Source organism: Clostridium algoriphilum, assembly GCF_020443705.1.
Classification (GTDB): domain Bacteria; phylum Bacillota; class Clostridia; order Clostridiales; family Clostridiaceae; genus Clostridium_AD; species Clostridium_AD algoriphilum.
In genome coordinates this window covers 1-18,687 of sequence record NZ_JAIZZK010000016.1, presented here as the reverse complement: position 1 = coordinate 18,687, position 18,687 = coordinate 1, and the positions used below count along the sequence as shown (strand labels likewise).

Below are 18,687 nucleotides of genomic sequence, written 5' to 3'. Positions count from 1 at the left end.
GAAAACTATACTTTTTCTTTTATTAGTTGTTCTACAGTTTGTATATCTGCAGGAGCCCAGTTTAGAGAAAGCAAATTCTCTCTAGGTAACCATATCAATTTTGAATGCTCGCATGCGGTAGGGGTACCAGCTACTAGATGGCATCTTACAGTAATTAAATTCACCGCGAACTTATCGTATTCGTGAGTATTATCATTAAAGCTATTAATAAATTTAACCTCGCAAGAAAGCTCTTCTTTTATTTCTCGTTCAATAGCTTCTTTTAAAGTTTCACCACTTTCTATTTTACCACCAGGAAACTCCCACCTGTTTGGAAGTGACATTCTTGGTGAACGAAGAGCACATAAAATTTCTTTGCTTTCATTTTCGATAATAGCACCTACAACTTTTATTACTTTATTCATAGAAAACACCTCTAAATAAGTTTAGCATAAAAACGGTAATTGTAAAAGCAACAGGTTAATTATTAATTACGGGTATTAACATTTAACAATAATCGTTGAGTAGACAAATGAATGTTTGGCCATAATTATAAATAAAGTTATGATTATGGAGGAATTTATTTTGAATACTTTTGGAGAAAGATTTAAGAGCGTAAGGTTGTCTAAAAAAATGACACAGGAACAATTGGCTAATGAATTTAATAGGCGATACGGATATGCATTTACAAAAACAACTATTAGCCAATACGAAAATAACAAAAGACAACCAGAGATGAATGCTATTAGAAATTTTGTAGAATACTTTAATGTTTCATTGGATTATTTGTTGTGTAATGATATCCATGTTATGGTCAAAAATACAATATGAATAATGATTCTGAATTTATTGAACTAGAAAAAATAGCAATTTTAATAAAGAATTTAGCAGAAGACGGAAAAATACTTCTTAATAATATAGAAATAAATGCTCAGCAAAAACAAACAATATCAAATGGTATTGATATTGTTTGTGACTTGGTAAAAAGAGAAATAGAGTAATTAAGATAAAATAGTACACATTCAATTTGTGGACAAGTAACTATTTTATGTTAATTTTGTGGATAAGATGGTTTTAAATATTAGTGAGTAGTATCTATGAGGTTATCTAAATGCATTATTAAATTTTCATAAGTCCCAAAATGATTACAGACCCAGTGATAGCTAGGAAGATCAAATTTTTAATAAATGAGAGGCTAATCTACCATGTTATCATCTGCTATAAAATCAACATCAACATTCTTCTCGCGAAGCTTTTTAATATAAACAACTGCACACCTAAAAGTTTTTTTATCCTTTGGATTTTCTTGTCTCACTGAAAAATTCACAGGCTTATTGTAGGATTTACAATATTGCATATTACTTAATTGTTTTTTGAAACTACTCAGTGGCAATACCTCATGAGTCACATTATGCTCTCTACAGTACTTTACAAATCTATCGTAAAAGCATGTATAATTGAGGCGAAGCACAAAATCACCATCTAAATCCAGTACTGCATCATAGTCGATATTTCTATAAAGTTCATTATTAGCTGCCATACGATTCATGGTTTCAAAATTTTGTTCTATAACTGTTTTATTCGATGTTCCTCCATCTAACAAGTCCTCATAAGCCCCTGTTTCAATTGAGGAAATAATTTCTTTCATAGTAAAACCTGTGCATTCTTGCATATTCAAATCTAAATCATTAAATACCCTCTTAAGTAAAGCTATACCAATCATACAGTTAGCTATGGAGTTTTTAACTCTGTCATTTTTAATATTATTACTAATGGCTTTTTCAAAAATTGCACTATGGATTTCTTTGATTTTTTCCTCACTCATTTTTAAGGCCTCCTTCAAAAGACTGGCTCCAAGTTTATTAAGTAAAATAGAATTTACCTTTAATTTTTCTAGACTTTCTTTGGTTTCTTCATCAAAATAGGAAGTCGCAAATATAACTCTAAGGCTCCTTCCTACATTAGCCGTTTCTTCTATGCCTACTTCTCCGGATAAAATAACTGAAGCTCTTGGAGTAAAACTTCTATTTTTATCTAAGGTGGCTACCCCTTTTATTCCTTTGTAGTTATCATAGGAATTTCTCATAACCCCTGATATTAAATCCACTTTATTTTTACCTATTATGTGAGGCTTGTACTCTTCCAAAATAAGAGGTATAAAATTACTACTGCTGGCGGTTTTGTTTAAGGCAAAGTCTGTACATTGTGCCGCATTTAAAATTCCATCTTCCATGCACAATATAGGCGTAATAATATACTTTACAGCACTACTTTTACCACTACTACTTTCACCTTCTATTAAAAGATGGTTATATTGAATTTTATTGTGTTTAAGCTTTTCTTTCAGAAATAAACCACATACATAACCTAATATGGCGGCAGTATTTTTAAGTATACTAAATTTAAATAAATATGGTGCAACTTCTAAAAGCTCTTCTTTTGTTATAACATCATTCTTTAGAATGTTAGTATTAAGCTCTGCATATTGATTTTGCATAGCTATATCTAGAGTGGCCTTTCCCTCGGAATTTAAAGCACCATGCTCAGTCACGAAGCACCACTGATTATTAACTCTATGAAAACCACTGTAGGTAACGCCCTTCCGTGTATCATTAGTTTTACTTGAAATAATAAATCTTATATATTGAAGGTCCTCAACCCTTCCTATATAAAAAGTCTTAAAGCTGTTTAGTGCTCTTCTAAAAGATAATACATCATCAAAATCGGAGGTCTTAAATGTACGCTCGCCTATAATACCTTCCTCTGTAACAATATGACCTATAATTTGAGTATCACCATCATTTTCAATATAATATTTTGGATTAATAATAAAATTAGAGATATTAATTATCTGTTTCTTATAATATTTGTAGTAACAGAACTTATCTTCATAAATATTCCCTATAGGTTTATCCTGCAATGCAACCTTTTCTACAAATGTTTCATCTGTTGCATTAACCAAAGCCATTAATTCTTCAAGAGTGCCTCCATTTCTCACCCAATCTACAATATCTTCCTTAGGTTTTAAGCCTGGAAGGTTTATTATTTTTATAGATTTGACCTCATTTTTCATTGCACTTAGAACATCCTTTGCATAAGCTTTACCACTTTCATCATTATCAGGTAGAATTACTATAGTAGCTCCCCTTAAAGAAGAAACATAATTCGGACTATAAGCTGAAAACCCTCTAGCTCCAAAAGCAGTGGTAGTTCCAACTTGTCCTAATTTGAAAATCTCATCCACGCATTTTTCTCCTTCTACAAAGAAAATAGTCTTATCATTTTTAATACCCTCTAAAACCGACCGTAGCTTATAAATAACATGTCTCGCAGCCTTTATTCCAAAGCTCCATTCACTATTATGGAATCCCTCTATACCCTCGTTATACTGGGCGGCAGTTAAAATATCACCTTTAGCTCCACAACTAAAGCAGTTCCAATGCCTTCCGCTGCTCCCTGGGACTATGGCTGCACTTGGATCCTTATCCATATGGCTATGTGCACTTTTATTAAAACAAGTGAATTTTCTATTTTTATTCTTACTACTATGTTCCATTATGTAATCTTTTAAATGATCCTGTATTTTGCGTATACTACTTTCTCTAATTTTACTTCTCATAAAATTTTGACCCCCTAATTACTTTTGTACGGCTTATTTCTAAGCATTATTACTAGGATAGAATCCTTTAAAACAATAAGAATAACGAATGCATTACATTTTCATTAAACATATATGACCTTTTGCTGTAGTTTTGCATTGAAAAACTTAAATTATTACGAGAATTTTCTAATTATAGTAATATTGTAACTAAATATGAGACATGTAATTAGCTTGGAGCATTGATATATAAGGGTTTATAAGTAATTTACTTATTGCATTACAAATTTATAATGGGGGTATGCAGTGTATTAGAGTTTTTAAATTTTAATTCTCACTTATATAGTGAATTTTTATACTTATATAAATAAGGTATTTTTGTTTTTTTGTAATATATATGTATATTTATATTCTAATCTAGGTATCTTAGGGGATCGCGAAGATTACAGGAGGGGGTAATAAATTAGAATAAGTTGTAATGGCAGAGTAATTTATAGTGCTGCTGAATTTTTTTGTTACTAAGAAGAAACAAATTACATAGTTTTTATAGATATGATTGATATAGTACACAAATTTTAATAAATATAAAAATAGTAACTAATTACAGAAAACAAATGTTACCATTAGTAAATAAAGACATTATAATTCAGTAGATAGTTGTTTGGATTGTTATTAATAGATTATAACTGAGTATTTATTGCGAAGAGATAATTATAAGGCAATTATGAGGAGGGTGTATTTAGGTGAGTTCATCGTGGATTGCGATATGTATACCATTGTTTGTAATATTTTTTATTGTTTTACCGCAAAAACATGAAATGAAAAAATTAATAATTCTAAAAAGAAAGAAGAGGAAGGGGTTAATAATTATGACGAACGAGTTAATTAAAAAATATAAAGGAAAAACAGTTAGTATATCCACAGGTGAATTTGGTACAAGTGCAACTGGAAAAATAATAGATGTGAAAGAAAACTGGATTGAGGTTGAGACTAAAAAAGGTATAGAACTTATAAATTCTGAATTTATACAAAGTATTAAAATAACTCAATAAGAAAATTATTAGCTTTAAATAAATGTATATGAATTTTTAAAAATAAAAGAAGTTTAGAATTGAAATTTGGAAGTTTAGGGATATATCTAAGCCCAAACTCAATGATAACTTAAAAGGAGCAAGTATGGAATTTCAAAAGTCAGTTATTGAACTTATAAAGATGAGGACGTCAAGCAGATCTTTTGATCAAAAATATATTGAAAGTATAACCCTTAAAAAGCTAAAGGATTATATTAAAATGAGTAATGAAGAAACAAAATTAAGGGCTAGGGTTATATTTATACAAAGTAATGATAATGATTCTAGGAAAGCAAAAAAATTAGGGACATATGGGGTTATATCAGGTGCTAATTCATTTATTATTGGAATATTTGAAAAAGAAGAAAAAGATGCGCTTGAATTTGGGTATTTATTCGAAAAAATTATTCTCTTCGCAACGGATTTGGGGCTTCAAACATGTTGGCTCGGTGGAACTTTTAATAAGGGTAATTTTGAACAAAATATGAGTTTAGTTGATAATGAATTCATACCTATAGTTTCTCCTGTGGGAATAAAAAAAGAAAAGCCTAGAGTTTTTGAATCAGTTATGAGAAAAGTTATTGGTGCTAATAAACGAAAACCATGGAGTGAATTGTTTTTTGAAACAGATAGTTTAGTACCACTAAGTGAAGATAGTGCGGGTCAATATGCTGTTCCATTAGAGATGGTAAGACTTGGACCTTCTGCTTCAAACAAACAACCTTGGAGAATTATAAAGGATGAGAATGCATATCACTTTTTCCTTTGCAGAACAAAAGGCTATGGAGTAGCTGGTTATGATATGCAAAAAAACGACATTGGTATAGCTAAATGCCATTTTGAGTTATCTGCAAATGAACTTGGCTTAAAAGGCACGTGGGTAGAAATAAAAAGTATAAGTATACCAAATGACTGGGAATATTGTTGCAGCTGGTCTAAATAATATTTTTTATCATCATATTGTGGATAAAATGGTTAGTGGTTCAGTGTAAATCGAGCATAAGTTGTTTTTAAAATTTTTATCAACAAAAGGGAATTCATTTATTGAATTCCCTTTTAATATATTCGTATATTCAATTTTAAACTAAGTAGAGTATAGTGATTTATTTTAATTTAAGAAATTTTTCTTTGTCTTATCACATATCATAAAGACCTGTTATTTATAAATTCTTACTACCCTCTAAAAACACTGAAGATTTACTTGGATACATTGGACTATCCCCTTTCTATTAGCGGTTCTTTTAATTTATCTAATGAAAGTTAATATCTTTGTGGAATTACTTCCACTTCTTGTACTAAGTTAATTCTGTTTCTTTGTTTATGAACTAATAATAACACGGTAATCAATATTTGTAAAGACTTATTTTCAATTAATAATAAATATCTACAAATAAAAGATTAAGAGATAAACATAATGTATTTTAAAATAAATATTTGGATTCTTTATAGCATTTATTATCAAAAAAATGAAGGACATGCAGGAGAAATCCTATGCATTCCTTCATTTTATTTATTTAAGAACCTTGATTTATTTCTAAAAAAGGGGTATATTAATACAGTACTATAGTGTACTAGATAGTACTTGTAAGTTCTAATGGGAGATGATTAAGATAGACGAAAAACAAAAATTGATTATGGATGTAGCAAAAGAGTGTTTTAATAAGCAGGGACTTCAATTTACTTCAATATATGATATTGTAAAAACGTGTAAAATATCCAAAGCAACTTTTTATAAACATTTTTCAACAAAAGAGGATTTAGTTTATGAAATATTAGCTTATTCTAATAAAAGTTTTCTAAGTAGAGCGAGAGCTATTGATGAAAATCTTGAAATAAATAATAAAGATAAATTAAAAAAGAAGATAATTCTAGTGTGGGAGTATTTGGTTTCTAATACTCCTTTTAATCTATTTATAATAGAAAATTTTTCTCAGATCAAAGGACAACCAATGTATAAATTTAAAGAAACAATAAGAGATAATTTATTATCAGAGTATCACAAGAGTTTAACTACGCTATATGGAGAGGAAATAGAATCTATTGTGTGGGAAACGGTTTTTTTAATAGACAGTTTAGTGCATGAATTTATTTTGATTATGCGCCTTAAGAAGGAAGAATTTGAACCTAACTTTGTTGGAGATTATGTTATACGAATAATAGATATGACAATTGAAGAGCTGAAAAAAGTTCCAGCTGTTATAGATAAATCTTTTTTTTACTCTGAGAATGGTGATATAGAGGATAATTTATTCTCTTCTGAGCAATTGCTTATTTATAAAACAATAAAAGAGATAAAAGATCTTATTGTAAAACATGATACTGTTATTGATCAAAAAAAATTAACAGAGGCAGTAAACATGGTAGAAAAAGAAGCTGAATTAGGATTGTATGATTCTTTAATTATGGATGCAATGCTCTCATTTTTGGAAAAAGAAAAATCGTTAAAAATAGAGATAGCTATATTTAATAAGTTGAAAAGTAAATTAGGGGATGATACTCGTGAAGGTAATAAGTAAAAAAGAAAGAAATATAATTGTAACTATAGTAATAGTAGGGTCGTTTTTAAGTTTGCTTAGTCAGACAGTGCTTACGGCAGCACTACCAAGTATAATGAAAGATTTTAAAGTGGATGCTAATATAGGTCAGTGGTTGACTACAATTTATTTACTAGTTTTAGGTATAACTATTCCAACCACAGGATATTTAGTAAATAGGTTTAGCACAAGAAAATTATATCTTAGCGCTATGGGACTTTTTTTAATAGGATGTATATTTTCTATATTTGCTACAACATTTAATCTTATGATAATATCACGTATTATTCAGGCCATGGGAGCTGGTATTCTTGTACAATTGGTACAAATTGTTATACTAAAGCTATACCCTATTGAGAGCAGGGGTGCTGCTATGGGTATAATCGGGATTACAGTTGGGTTTGCTCCATCAATTGGGCCTACACTTTCGGGATTTGCAATCGACGCCTTTGGGTGGAGAAGTTTATTTTATATACTTGCAGGTATATCTATTTTGGATATTGTAACGGCATTTTTCTTATTAAAAAACGTTGGCAAAACAATGAAAGATAAATTGGACATAAGGTCTCTCATTTTATCTACATTAGGATTTGGAGGACTACTTATTGGTGTTAGTAATCAAGGAAGTTTTGGATGGGCGAATCCAATTACATATGTTCCATTAGTAGTTGGCGTGATATCGCTTATTGTTTTTACGCGAATACAAATTAGTTCTAAGACTCCATTTTTAGACTTAAGAGTGTTTAAAACTAGTGTTTTTACAGTTAGTACTATTTTAACCTGTATTATTTATGCTGCTATGATGTCAGCTACAATTCTGATTTCTATTTATATCCAAAGTATTCGTGGGTATTCTGCTGTTAGTTCTGGGCTTATAATGTTGCCAGGTGCTTTATTTCTAGCTATATTAAGCCCTGCAACTGGGAGAATTCTAGATAAACATGGTCCACGCATTTTATGTATAGTTGGTATGTCAATGTTAGGTATAGGAACATATGCTTTTTCATATTTAGGTGAAAATACTTCAGTAATCTACGTATCTATTATGTACTGTTTTAGAATGATAGGTCTGGTCATGATCTTATCCCCACTTACAACTTGGGGAATTAATTCACTTGATAACCAACATATTGCACATGGTGCTGTAATTAATAACACATTACGTCAGGTATCGGGTGCTATTGGTTCAGCTATTCTTATTACTGTCATGACAAATGCTGTTAAGCATAGTGGACAAACGTCATCTATACTTGCGAGTATACATGGAATGAATGTGTCTTTTAGAATGGCCTCAATTCTAATTGCAATTGGCCTTGTAGGTATAATCCTTTATGTAAAGGATGGCGGATCAAAAGAAGAAATTGTAAATCTTGGGAATTGCGCAGTGGAGCCAAATGAATAAATAAAATGAAGATTACTTAAACTTTTTAAAATAGTCACATTTATAAAGAAAAATGTCATCAATGTAAAAATTGATGACACTTTTTTTATCATGATATTGTGGATAAAATGGATGAAAATATTCAACATAATAAGGCTTAATCCTAATAATTTGATTCAAATCACATTCTTATAACTTAAATAGATATAGAATAGAGTCATAGGAAAGCAAGAATATGTGAGAATAAAATATTAGGAGGAAAAAATATGAACACTAAATTTTTCAAGAATATAGAGGCTGCAAAAGCATTAGGACTAAAAGAAGAGGTATTATATGTAGAAAATCAAGTTGTGAGTAAAACACTAACACAGACTAGTAACGTTAGCATAACACTATTTGCTTTTGATAAGGGCGAAGAAATAAGTACACATTCAGCACCTGGAGACGCCTTAGTATATGTAACAGAGGGACAAGTTACAATAACAATAGGAGATAATGAACCTGTTAAAGTTAACGAAGGTGAAATGATATTAATGCCAGCAAATACACCTCATGGATTAGAGGCTAATGAGAGATTTAAAATGATGTTAGTTATAGTGAATGGTTAGTAAAAAATCTAACTTAAATTTAATTATTAACGTGATTTTTATAACTCAGGAATATTTGGACCACAGTGTGGAAGTTTCAGGGGATAGAAAAGGTATAGCAATTTATTTTGCTATACCTTTTCTGATGTTAGCTCATGTTACTAATAAAAAGAACATAGCCTATGTTATAATAAGGAAAAAAATACAAATTTAAGTGTTTTATTGTCAGGTGAAACTGTTTGAATTAGTATAGGTACTATATTGCAAGGGTTAATAACAGAGCCATAAATTTTTTACAGCTTTTATGTAAATGCTATATATAGGAGGGATTAATGTGAGAAAAATAATACTGATTATTATGTTAACCACTATAATGACAGGGTGTTCAAGTGTAAAACAGACCGTTAATAATACTCAAAGCAATAGTAAACAAGAACAGACAAAATCAGTAAACACAGTCCAAAGTGATAAAGATACTATTAGTAAAGCGTTTTCTAGTTTGCTTGAAAGTATAGATATTAATAAAAGTTTATTTGAAAAAGGATATTATGATTATAAGGGAACTATAAATAATAATATTAAAATTCAAATGAGTATTTATAAGCAAGACAAAGAGATCGTTGGGACATATTTCTATGAAAAGCAGGGGAAGGAAATTAAACTAAAAGGAAAGTCGGATGAAAAAGATATTATTCTATATGAATATGATGCGGCAGGTAAAAATACGGGTATATTTATGGGAACAATGAAAACAGTTGATAAAATTGAGGGAAAATGGGTAAGTGCTGATAATAAAACTAGTTATCCATTTACATTAACACTTAAAAGTAACATTGTGGCAGACGTATATGGGAAAAGATATGCTGTAGCTTTGAATACTAAAAGTGACAAAGAGGTTGAGGAATTTGTTAGCAAAATTCAAAGCTATGTAGTAAATGGGGATAAGCAGCAATTAGCTGAGCAAATAAAATATCCTATAAATGCTAAAATTAATGGTAAAGTTGTCAAAATACAAAATAAAGATTATTTTATTAAGAATTATGATCAAATTTTCTATCCAAATTATAAGATAGCAATTAGTAATTCATTTACAAAGTATCTATTTGTAAACTATCAAGGAATAATGTTTGGTCAGGATGTATTTAATATTTGGATTAATGAGGTGACTCCTACTGTTGGGATTCATAAATTAATGATAACGGCTATAAATAATTAAAACATGTTCTCATAAAAGTCTAAATAAAGGAAATACTAAATAAAATTAATTAGAAAAGAGATGTATGTTTTAAGGTTGTTATGTATTGATTGGTAGAAATTTTCGCTATAATAATACTTATAACTAGATTATATAAGGAGGGTGATGAAAATAAGAATATTTATTGCTATTAATTTTGATAAAAGTACAAAACTTTACTTTCAACATGTAAAAAACAAGTTAGAGCAATATTGCAGTAAGGGGAGATTTACAGATATAGCAAACTTCCATTTGACTCTACAGTTTATTGGTGAACTAGAAGAATGCAACATTCCAGATTTACTCGATGCGATACAAGCATGTGTTTCACAACATGATTCCTTTAGACTTACATTAGATAAACCCGGAATTTTTAAAAAAGGAAATTCCAATATAGTATGGATAGGTATAAATTATAGTGAAGATCTAGTGAAAATTTATGAAAAATTATTCCTTGTACTTAAACAGGAGGGAATAGCTTTTGATGAAAAACCACTTAGACCTCATATAACTTTAGGCAGGCACATTATATTTAAAAAAGAAATAGGTGAACCTATAAACTTACTAACTGTAGATAAGATAATAATTCCCGTTAATAATATTACGATAATGGAAAGTAAACAGGAGAATGGGAAATTAATATATGTACCGATTGCGACATTGCCTCTAGTTATGAATAGGTGTGATTAATAGATTAGATGACTAATAAGCGAAAATTAATTCCCTTTGGCAAACACTACTGTTAAAGCCAAAGGGAGTTTTTTAAAATAATGATTTATTTATAAAATATCATAAACTTCTTCTTGCTCATATTTTATAATTATATCAAAAACCTTAGTTGCCACATCCTCTGGCATGTCATTATTTAAAAATAATAATCCTATATCGTTATATCTAGTGCCAATAACATCTTTTACAATTACTTTACCACGATATTCTTGTAAAATAGCTGTAATATGTTTTCCGAGTTTATCAGGAAATTCGTTTTGGTTCCATGATGTAAACCCAATCAATGATTTTGACATTTCTGGGTTAATTCCTTTCTTTATTAAAACTTCATGCCAGGTTAAGCAGGTTAAATCAGTTTTTGTTATCATAGGATACCTCCTTACAAATTTAAAATTATTATATATTCTATAGAATTGATTATATTCATTAAAAATATTCAGTTTCTAATAAAAACTATTCTACAGCTTTTATATTGGAAAATATCACTAGCTGTAAAATTGACGGTGATAGTGTGATGACTGATTTTCAATAATTACAAAAGCTAGTGAAGCAGGTATAAGCCATGAGTATACAAACATGAACTTTATAATTGCGTAGCCCCAATATGAGTTCGTTAGGATGTGGTGAATAGAATTTGAAAAATAGTCTATAATTTAAATAACCAACCTATTATTAAATTGATGATAAATACTGCATTGAGTTGTTTTATTACTTCATCAATACTTACTGATGGGCACAAGGAGGGAAATAATGATTGAATTTAAAAGTTTTAGATCTATTTTCTTAATATCAGTATTAACAATTGGTATCTCAGTAATTACATCAGTGAATTTATTTGCAGCTACATTAACAACTAATACCTATACTGTGAAAAGTGGGGATTGCTTATCTGTAATAGCGCAAGAGCATGGAGAATCATTAAATAATTTAATGAAAGCTAATAATAAACGGAATCATTCTATTTTCGTAGGGCAAATTCTTAATATTTCAATAAAAAGTAGTCCTAGTATACAGCAAAAGCTACAAAATAAAGGCGCTGCTACTACTGCAGCAAAGCAAGTTGAACTAGATAAAATAAGTAATGCGGCTGCATTTTCTTCTAATTCAGTTTTAGCATATGCTTCGAATTTTCTTGGTATTCCTTATGTGTGGGGTGGTACAAGCCCTTTAGGATTTGACTGCTCAGGCTTTACACAATATGTATTTTCACATTTTGGAGTAAATTTACCACGGGTTTCAGAAGACCAACAAAATGTAGGAACACTTGTATCTAGAGTTAATCTTCAACCAGGTGATTTGGTGTTTTTCGGAAGGCCGGCTCATCATGTAGGGATATATGTTGGGAACGGTAAAATGATAAATGCACCTCACACAGGTGCTGTAATTAGAATTCAAACATTAAATAGTGATTTTACATATGGCCGTAGAGTTAATTTGAAAAAGTGAGGACCAAATAAAATGTAATGTAATATTATAAGAACTATACTTAAATGGTATAGTTTAAAAATGGATGTGAAACTATGAATATTACTCAAGAAAGCGATTATGCAATACGAGCAGTTCTCATATTAACAAATAATAATGAAGTTTTAGATGCTAATTCTATAAGTCGAATTGGGAATATACCCATTAGATTTTTGCTGAAGCTTCTAGGAAAACTTGTGAAGGCTGGTATTGTAAAATCCTATCGAGGCGTTAATGGTGGGTATAAACTTAATAAAGAACCTAAAGCAGTAAACTTAAAAATGATAATTGAAGAAATAGAGGGGAACATAGCAATAAACAGATGCTTATATGACGCAGAGGTTTGTAATACAAAAATGAATGGTAACTGCTGTATTCATAGAGCATTATGTAATGTTCAAGAAAAATTGTCTAATGAGTTAGAAAGTATAAATTTCGAAGATTTAAAAAATGGTGTATGGTAAAAAAAATAGGGTAAAACCATTTTTTTTAAGTAATACAACACCAAAAAGGTATAGTATAGTCTGGAAGAGCTAATAAGAAGGCAAGGTTCCGGCACATATGTAAAAGAAAATTTTCCTTCTAGAACAACTATAGAGCTCGAGCAGTTTTCTGGTTATTCAAAAAAATTAATATCCCTCAAATACTAGAAGAAACTTATATGCCTATTTATGTTATACCTGGACTAAAAGAAAAACACTTAGAAGAATCGGTTTATGATTATATAAATAATGAGCTTGGGTTTAAAATTCAAAGTTCACATATATCTATAAGAGGCGATAAAGCTAACTCTAATGATAAGAAGTATTTAAATTTAACTGATTATGACTTTATTATGGAAATCGAAAAGATAGCTTTCCTCGAAAATGGTAAAATCTTTGAATATTCAAAGAATATTCAGCGAAAATTATTATTAGTCTTACTTTGTATGTAATGGGTATTTTAGATAAAAATAAAAACTTAACTACAAATTCATCCAATAGCTTGAGGGGATTAGTAAGTTTTGTTTTGTCGGGACCAATAACACTCGGAGTATCATGCTATTTTCTTAAGTTGATAAGGAATGAGGGGCCGTTAATTGAGAATTTGTTTGGTGGGTTTAAATTTTTCATAAAGGCATTTGTCCTAATAGTGCCTTAACAAGACTCTTTGCAGCTAAAATAGCCATATTAGAACGAGTTTTCTCAACGGTTGATCCTAAATGTGGAAGAGTAACATTTTATAATGTAAATGTATATAGTATTGTATATGATATGGAGAGGAGGGGTAGTTATACACAAAATGAACAGGAAGAGTTAGATATGATGCAAGAAACATTTATAAAAGTCTTTAATAATTTATCAGGCTTTGATTAAGTATTGTGTGAAATGCAACAAAGAGTTAAATACCATTAAACTTATCATAAAGCATTATATAAATAGGAAGAAACTAAAGTTTAACCTGTTAAAATTATTGAAGGTAGGTTGATGGTAGATGATAATACTTCAAATAATATTACTTATAATCTTAGGGCTTATACTTTTAATTTTATTTGCTCCATTCAAATATTCTGTTTTAGTATTAATAGAAGAAAAAACTAATATTAATTTATATTTAAACTGGGCAATATTGAAGGTTGAGTTTTTAATTGAAGAAAAGAATCCTAATATAAAAATTTATATATTTGGAAAACACATAAGGATTAATTCACCTATTCGAAAAAAATCTCAACTAAAAAACAAGCGTGAAAAGAAAAAGACTGAAATGCCTAATAAAGAATTTTTTATTGAAATGTTCTCATTAAGCAAGAAGGTTTTTAAAGTTATTAAACCTAAGGAATTTATAGCAACGGGGACTTATGGCTTTGAAGATCCATCTATAACTGGAATACTTAATATTGTATTAATATTTATTGCTGAAGTCATACCTTGGGCACAAATTGATTTAAACCCAGTATTTGAAGAAGAGGTAATGCGGGTTGAAATCAGGACTTATGGAAGCGTAAGCTTGATCATATTGATTCTTATAATGCCCAAATATGTGTTCAAGAAAGAAGTTAGAAAAGTATTATTTCATAAATCTAGAAAAATTGAAACATTAAATAAAGTTTAAGTGTATTAATAGGTATAAGTACTCAAAATAATTTTAATATATGTTGGAGGGGAAATATGGATAATGTGAATGTAGTAAAGGAAAACCTTGAGACTCTATTTGATAAGCTTGAAAAGTTTTTAAAGTCTGAGACTGTAATAGGCCAGCCAATAGTTATAGGAGAAACCACTTTAGTACCGATAGTTTCAGTTATGTTTGGATGTGGTACTGGAGGTGGTTCAGGAAAGGATCCGAAAGGAAATGACGGGTCAGGTTCAGGACTAGGTTCAGCTGCAAAAATAATTCCAAATGCTATTGTTGTAATTAAGAATAACGAAGTTACTATGCTTCCTGTAAAGGACAAAAGCAATTTAGATTATCTCTTAAATATGGTACCAGACATTATAGAAAAGATAAAATTTTCTAAAAAGAAAGAGAAGAGTAAAGAAGAATAGAACATTTAAAACCAGCAAAGAATCTTGTTGGTTTTAGTTAGAACTTAAAAAACATATATATATGCAAGTTACTTGTTAGCACAGTTTAAGGAAAGGCAAAGATTATTACAACTGTACCGACTTTTTTAGGCTTATTTAACTCAATAAATGAATACTATTAATAAGGGCTAATAATATGAATAGCCCAGCAATTTAAGTGTTTTTAGATAAATTATAAAGGAGAGGGGAAAAACATGCTTCAAAACAGCTATGATTTAAAACGTAAGGCAAGGGAACAGTTACATGGGAAATGGCTTCAAGCTGGAATTGTGTGTTTCATTGCTTGGGTAGTTACAATGACATTTACAGGTGGGGATGCAGTACACTCCGTTCAAAATGTTTGGCAGAATGGAGAATTAGTTAGGGTTAATACTACAAACTCAGCTAATGACTTGGGTGGTTTATTAAGTTTTGTTTTGTCGGGACCAATAACACTGGGGGTATCATGCTACTTTCTTAAGTTGATAAGGAATGAAGGACCGCTCATTGAGAATATGTTTGGTGGGTTTAAATTTTTCATAAAATCATTTGTTCTAAATTTCCTTGTTACGATCTTTACAATTTTATGGACTTTGCTTCTAATCATTCCAGGAATTATTGCTACTTTGCGATATTCTATGTCATACTATATTATGATGGATAACCCTGAGCTAAGTGCATTTGAATCATTAAACCAAAGTAAACTCATGATGGCTGGCTTTAAATTTAAACTGTTTAGTTTATGGTGTAGCTATTTAGGGTGGTTCATATTAGGAATAGTAACTTTAGGCATAGGATTTCTTTGGATTATTCCATACTACGAGACGGCTAAGGCTAATTTTTATCAAGACTTAAAATATAATTTAATTTAGCCTTCGGAAACCGCTAAAACTTACATCGCAAGATATAGACAACTGCAATCATATGTGTTGATTGGACAGGTAGCAAGTAAAATCTGGCCACACACGGTTTGATGTTTTACAACACGGTTGCACAAGAAACTTAAATTCAAAGAAGGTATAGCTTAATTTTGCTATACCTTTTCTAATGCAAGCTGATTTACAGCCTTTATATCTGCTGGTGCCCATTTTAGAGAAAGTAAATTCTCTCTAGGTAACCATATCAATTTTGAATGTTCATTGGCTGTAGGAGTTAATAAGCTAGTAGAAGTTGATTTTGCTAATAATCCACTAGATAATATAGTAAATAATTCCATCAACACGTTGTATAATTGAATAAGGACACAATAGTTATATAACTCAAAGTTTTTTATACATTATAATAGGGGGAAAAAGAAGTGAATTTAGATGAATTAAGAATTGATATTGCAAAAAGGGGTAAAAAAGGGCTACATTTTATTATTGCATCTGTAATTATTTGGTGTGCTGTGCTTGTTGTATCGTTACTGCCAATAAAAGATATTCAAACAAAAAATTTACTGACATTCTGTTTTACAGCACCGCTTCCACCACTTGCATATATGATTTCAAAGATAATAAAAGCAGAATTTTCAACAAGTGATAACCCTTTAAATAAATTAGGAGTTTTATTTTCCTGTAATCAATTTCTATATCTATTAATTCCAATGTGGATATATCCGACAGTGCCAGATAAAATGGTAATGGTTTTGGCAATTATCTTCGGAGCACACTTACTACCTTTTGGATGGTTATATAAATCAAATGCATATTCAGTAATGTCTATACTTATATCTATTACTGCGATTACTATTGGCATTATTTTTAATGCGGTTGTAGTTTCAATAGTTATGGTAGCGTTTGAAATTATATTTTGTATATGGCTAATGCTTGAAAATAAATCATTAGCCAAATAGAATCATGAGCATAATAAAAATTGTCATATTACCAACACTGTTATTAGAGCCAAAGAAGCGTTTTATATTTACTGTAGTTTTAAATTTAAGAAAAAAGGTTTAGACAATAAAATTTAATTAGTAGATAACTTGCTTATAAATTAGTGTTCTTAGTTTATATCCTAAATCAAAAATATAGGAATATTATTCGGCCCTTTGTAGAATATTATATGTAGTATTTTAAATATTACATTATGATTTATGGAGGAATAAGAATGACAGAGAAAAACACAATCTACGAAATAATGATTGATGAAGAAGGTCTAGATAATTATCATAAGTATAATATTAGTGCAGAAGATATGGCTGAGGAGCTAGGCATTGATAGTGTGATGACTGATTTTCAATGGGATGAAGATTTAAAAAAGGGTCTAATTCTTACTGGAAGGATATTAGACAGTATATCGGTAGAAGATGCTTTATCAGAAATGAAAGGCGCTGAGTTTATTGATGGTGTAAAGAAAAGTTAAGACATCTATATTTTATAGATGTCTTAACTATAGATAATCATACATTTAAGATTGAATTTAATTGGGATTCTTATAACAATTGGTAATAGTGGTATAACTGAACCCATTACCATAATTGGACCTATTGGTATTACAGACATTATAAAAAAACTAAATTGGCTTAAAATCAAAGGTATAGCAAAATTTTGCTATACCTTTTAAATTCAAGTATAGTCAGAGGAGATTTTCATAAACACTACTATATGATTAGAATCCTAAAACGGAACCGGTTATAATAATTGGCATAACTTTTAGCTAGTTTAATTTTCACATTATAAATAAAAAGAGGTTGTTATACCTTATTAGCTCGGTGAATTTATGCCCAGTAGAAAGTAGTATCAAGAAGTCCCCATTTCTAAAGTGGGAGTAAGTTCTCAATGGTAGATAAGATGGACTTCTAATATTTAGCCATGCGTATCACAATACGAAATATTGAATTATATAGACATACATGTAGAAATATGAAGGTATTCTAACTAGAACATATATCTGGTCAATCTATACTGTTATTAATGTGATAGAATACTCCTTGTCGTCACGAACGAGTGGCACACTAAACTAAATGTCAATTACAATTTAATAGGTTTTCAAATGAAAATTTATTTCTAAGAAGTTGTTGACAAAACAAGAAAAACCTAGTAATATAGTAGAAGTCGTCACATGATGACAAAACAAGTTGGTCTTTGAAAATTAAACAGAGAAATAGGTAAAGAAACGAAATAACATTTTGTTTTAACCAGTTAATTACTTTAGTAAAAGTAATATTTTAGTCGTAAGACTAAAAAGTATGTAATGAGCTTGCGAATTAACTTAACAGTTGTCGCAGATTATTCATTTCAAATAAAAAGTGTAAACTTTTAAATTGAGAGTTTGATCCTGGCTCAGGACGAACGCTGGCGGCGTGCCTAACACATGCAAGTCGAGCGATGAAACCCTTCGGGGTGGATTAGCGGCGGACGGGTGAGTAACACGTGGGTAACCTGCCTCAAAGAGGAGAATAGCCTCCCGAAAGGGAGATTAATACTGCATAATATGTTTTGATCGCATGATCGAAACATCAAAGGAATTTTCTTCGGATTATTCCACTTTGAGATGGACCCGCGGCGCATTAGCTAGTTGGAGAGGTAACGGCTCACCAAGGCAACGATGCGTAGCCGACCTGAGAGGGTGATCGGCCACATTGGAA

General features: G+C 30.1%; 20 protein-coding genes, 1 rRNA gene and 2 pseudogenes. 19 read left to right on the top strand and 4 right to left on the bottom strand.

Annotation, left to right across the window (positions count from 1 at the left end; all coding sequences use genetic code 11):
- Positions 1–5: 5 nt before the first annotated feature.
- A complete protein-coding gene (locus LGK95_RS12450; protein ID WP_226125113.1) occupies positions 6–404 on the bottom strand; it encodes a (deoxy)nucleoside triphosphate pyrophosphohydrolase in 399 nt (132 codons plus the stop codon).
- A 160-nt stretch (positions 405–564) separates the two neighbouring features.
- Here LGK95_RS12450 and LGK95_RS12445 point away from each other — a divergent pair, with 160 nt between their 5' ends.
- Together LGK95_RS12445 and LGK95_RS12440 are read left to right on the top strand one after the other, a co-directional pair.
- A complete protein-coding gene (locus LGK95_RS12445; RefSeq protein ID WP_226125112.1) occupies positions 565–810 on the top strand; it encodes a helix-turn-helix domain-containing protein in 246 nt (81 codons plus the stop codon).
- Positions 807–980 carry a hypothetical protein gene (locus LGK95_RS12440; protein ID WP_226125111.1) on the top strand — a complete coding sequence of 58 codons (174 nt, stop codon included), beginning with the start codon at positions 807–809 and terminating at the stop codon, positions 978–980. The genes LGK95_RS12445 and LGK95_RS12440 overlap by 4 nt, the downstream gene beginning before the upstream one ends.
- Positions 981–1,174: 194 nt before the next feature.
- Here the strand turns inward: LGK95_RS12440 and LGK95_RS12435 are convergent, their stop codons facing one another.
- Complete coding sequence (locus tag LGK95_RS12435) at positions 1,175–3,598, bottom strand: hypothetical protein (protein ID WP_226125110.1); 2,424 nt, start codon at positions 3,596–3,598, stop codon at positions 1,175–1,177.
- Positions 3,599–4,320: 722 nt separating this feature from the next.
- Between LGK95_RS12435 and LGK95_RS12430 the strand changes: the two genes are divergently transcribed.
- From LGK95_RS12430 to thpR, 7 genes are all read left to right on the top strand, one after another.
- Positions 4,321–4,629 (top strand): hypothetical protein, encoded by a 309-nt coding sequence (locus tag LGK95_RS12430; protein ID WP_226125109.1) that lies wholly within the window; start codon positions 4,321–4,323, stop codon positions 4,627–4,629.
- A 124-nt stretch (positions 4,630–4,753) separates the two neighbouring features.
- Positions 4,754–5,590 carry a nitroreductase family protein gene (locus LGK95_RS12425; protein ID WP_226125108.1) on the top strand — a complete coding sequence of 279 codons (837 nt, stop codon included), beginning with the start codon at positions 4,754–4,756 and terminating at the stop codon, positions 5,588–5,590.
- 658 nt (positions 5,591–6,248) lie between these two features.
- Entirely contained in the window at positions 6,249–7,163 is a 915-nt protein-coding gene (locus LGK95_RS12420) for a TetR/AcrR family transcriptional regulator (protein WP_226125107.1), read from the top strand.
- Positions 7,147–8,583 (top strand): MDR family MFS transporter, encoded by a 1,437-nt coding sequence (locus LGK95_RS12415; RefSeq protein ID WP_226125106.1) that lies wholly within the window; start codon positions 7,147–7,149, stop codon positions 8,581–8,583. Before LGK95_RS12420 ends, LGK95_RS12415 begins: the two co-directional genes overlap by 17 nt.
- 245 nt (positions 8,584–8,828) lie before the next feature.
- Entirely contained in the window at positions 8,829–9,170 is a 342-nt protein-coding gene (locus LGK95_RS12410) for a cupin domain-containing protein (protein ID WP_226125105.1), read from the top strand.
- A gap of 313 nt (positions 9,171–9,483) precedes the next feature.
- The gene (locus LGK95_RS12405) at positions 9,484–10,365 is read left to right on the top strand and encodes a hypothetical protein (RefSeq protein ID WP_226125104.1); all 882 of its coding nucleotides are present in this window, start codon (positions 9,484–9,486) and stop codon (positions 10,363–10,365) included.
- Between the two features lie 144 nt (positions 10,366–10,509).
- Positions 10,510–11,073, top strand: a complete 564-nt coding sequence (gene thpR / locus LGK95_RS12400) for an RNA 2',3'-cyclic phosphodiesterase (protein WP_226125103.1) — start codon at positions 10,510–10,512, stop codon at positions 11,071–11,073.
- An 89-nt stretch (positions 11,074–11,162) separates the two neighbouring features.
- On the opposite strand, the gene LGK95_RS12395 is transcribed toward thpR, so the two are convergent.
- Positions 11,163–11,480: a hypothetical protein gene (locus LGK95_RS12395; RefSeq protein ID WP_226125102.1), complete on the bottom strand. Its 318-nt coding sequence runs from the start codon at positions 11,478–11,480 to the stop codon at positions 11,163–11,165.
- 382 nt (positions 11,481–11,862) lie between these two features.
- Here LGK95_RS12395 and LGK95_RS22830 point away from each other — a divergent pair, with 382 nt between their 5' ends.
- The 6 genes from LGK95_RS22830 (at position 11,863) to LGK95_RS12360 (ending at position 15,991) form a co-directional block, all read left to right on the top strand.
- Complete coding sequence (locus LGK95_RS22830; protein ID WP_404814437.1) at positions 11,863–12,558, top strand: C40 family peptidase; 696 nt, start codon at positions 11,863–11,865, stop codon at positions 12,556–12,558.
- Between the two features lie 74 nt (positions 12,559–12,632).
- A complete protein-coding gene (locus tag LGK95_RS12380) occupies positions 12,633–13,040 on the top strand; it encodes an RrF2 family transcriptional regulator (RefSeq protein ID WP_226125101.1) in 408 nt (135 codons plus the stop codon).
- Positions 13,041–13,237: 197 nt separating this feature from the next.
- Positions 13,238–13,510, top strand: a complete 273-nt coding sequence (locus LGK95_RS12375) for a UTRA domain-containing protein (RefSeq protein WP_264174546.1) — start codon at positions 13,238–13,240, stop codon at positions 13,508–13,510.
- A 539-nt stretch (positions 13,511–14,049) separates the two neighbouring features.
- Positions 14,050–14,667, top strand: a complete 618-nt coding sequence (locus LGK95_RS12370) for a DUF2953 domain-containing protein (protein WP_226125100.1) — start codon at positions 14,050–14,052, stop codon at positions 14,665–14,667.
- Between the two features lie 56 nt (positions 14,668–14,723).
- Complete coding sequence (locus LGK95_RS12365; RefSeq protein WP_226125099.1) at positions 14,724–15,101, top strand: GerW family sporulation protein; 378 nt, start codon at positions 14,724–14,726, stop codon at positions 15,099–15,101.
- 233 nt (positions 15,102–15,334) lie between these two features.
- Positions 15,335–15,991 carry a DUF975 family protein gene (locus tag LGK95_RS12360; RefSeq protein WP_226125098.1) on the top strand — a complete coding sequence of 219 codons (657 nt, stop codon included), beginning with the start codon at positions 15,335–15,337 and terminating at the stop codon, positions 15,989–15,991.
- Positions 15,992–16,152: 161 nt separating this feature from the next.
- Here the strand turns inward: LGK95_RS12360 and LGK95_RS12355 are convergent.
- Positions 16,153–16,269 (bottom strand): annotated as a pseudogene (locus tag LGK95_RS12355) (8-oxo-dGTP diphosphatase MutT); the annotation flags it as partial.
- Positions 16,270–16,416: 147 nt separating this feature from the next.
- Here LGK95_RS12355 and LGK95_RS12350 point away from each other — a divergent pair.
- The 4 genes and pseudogenes from LGK95_RS12350 to LGK95_RS12335 all read left to right on the top strand — a co-directional run.
- Positions 16,417–16,953 carry a DUF7010 family protein gene (locus LGK95_RS12350; protein ID WP_226125097.1) on the top strand — a complete coding sequence of 179 codons (537 nt, stop codon included), beginning with the start codon at positions 16,417–16,419 and terminating at the stop codon, positions 16,951–16,953.
- Between the two features lie 254 nt (positions 16,954–17,207).
- Positions 17,208–17,462, top strand: a complete 255-nt coding sequence (locus LGK95_RS12345; protein ID WP_226125096.1) for a hypothetical protein — start codon at positions 17,208–17,210, stop codon at positions 17,460–17,462.
- Between the two features lie 51 nt (positions 17,463–17,513).
- Positions 17,514–17,624, top strand: a pseudogene (locus tag LGK95_RS12340) (ribonuclease Z); the annotation flags it as partial.
- Between the two features lie 735 nt (positions 17,625–18,359).
- A 16S ribosomal RNA gene (locus tag LGK95_RS12335) occupies positions 18,360–18,687 on the top strand; the annotation flags it as partial.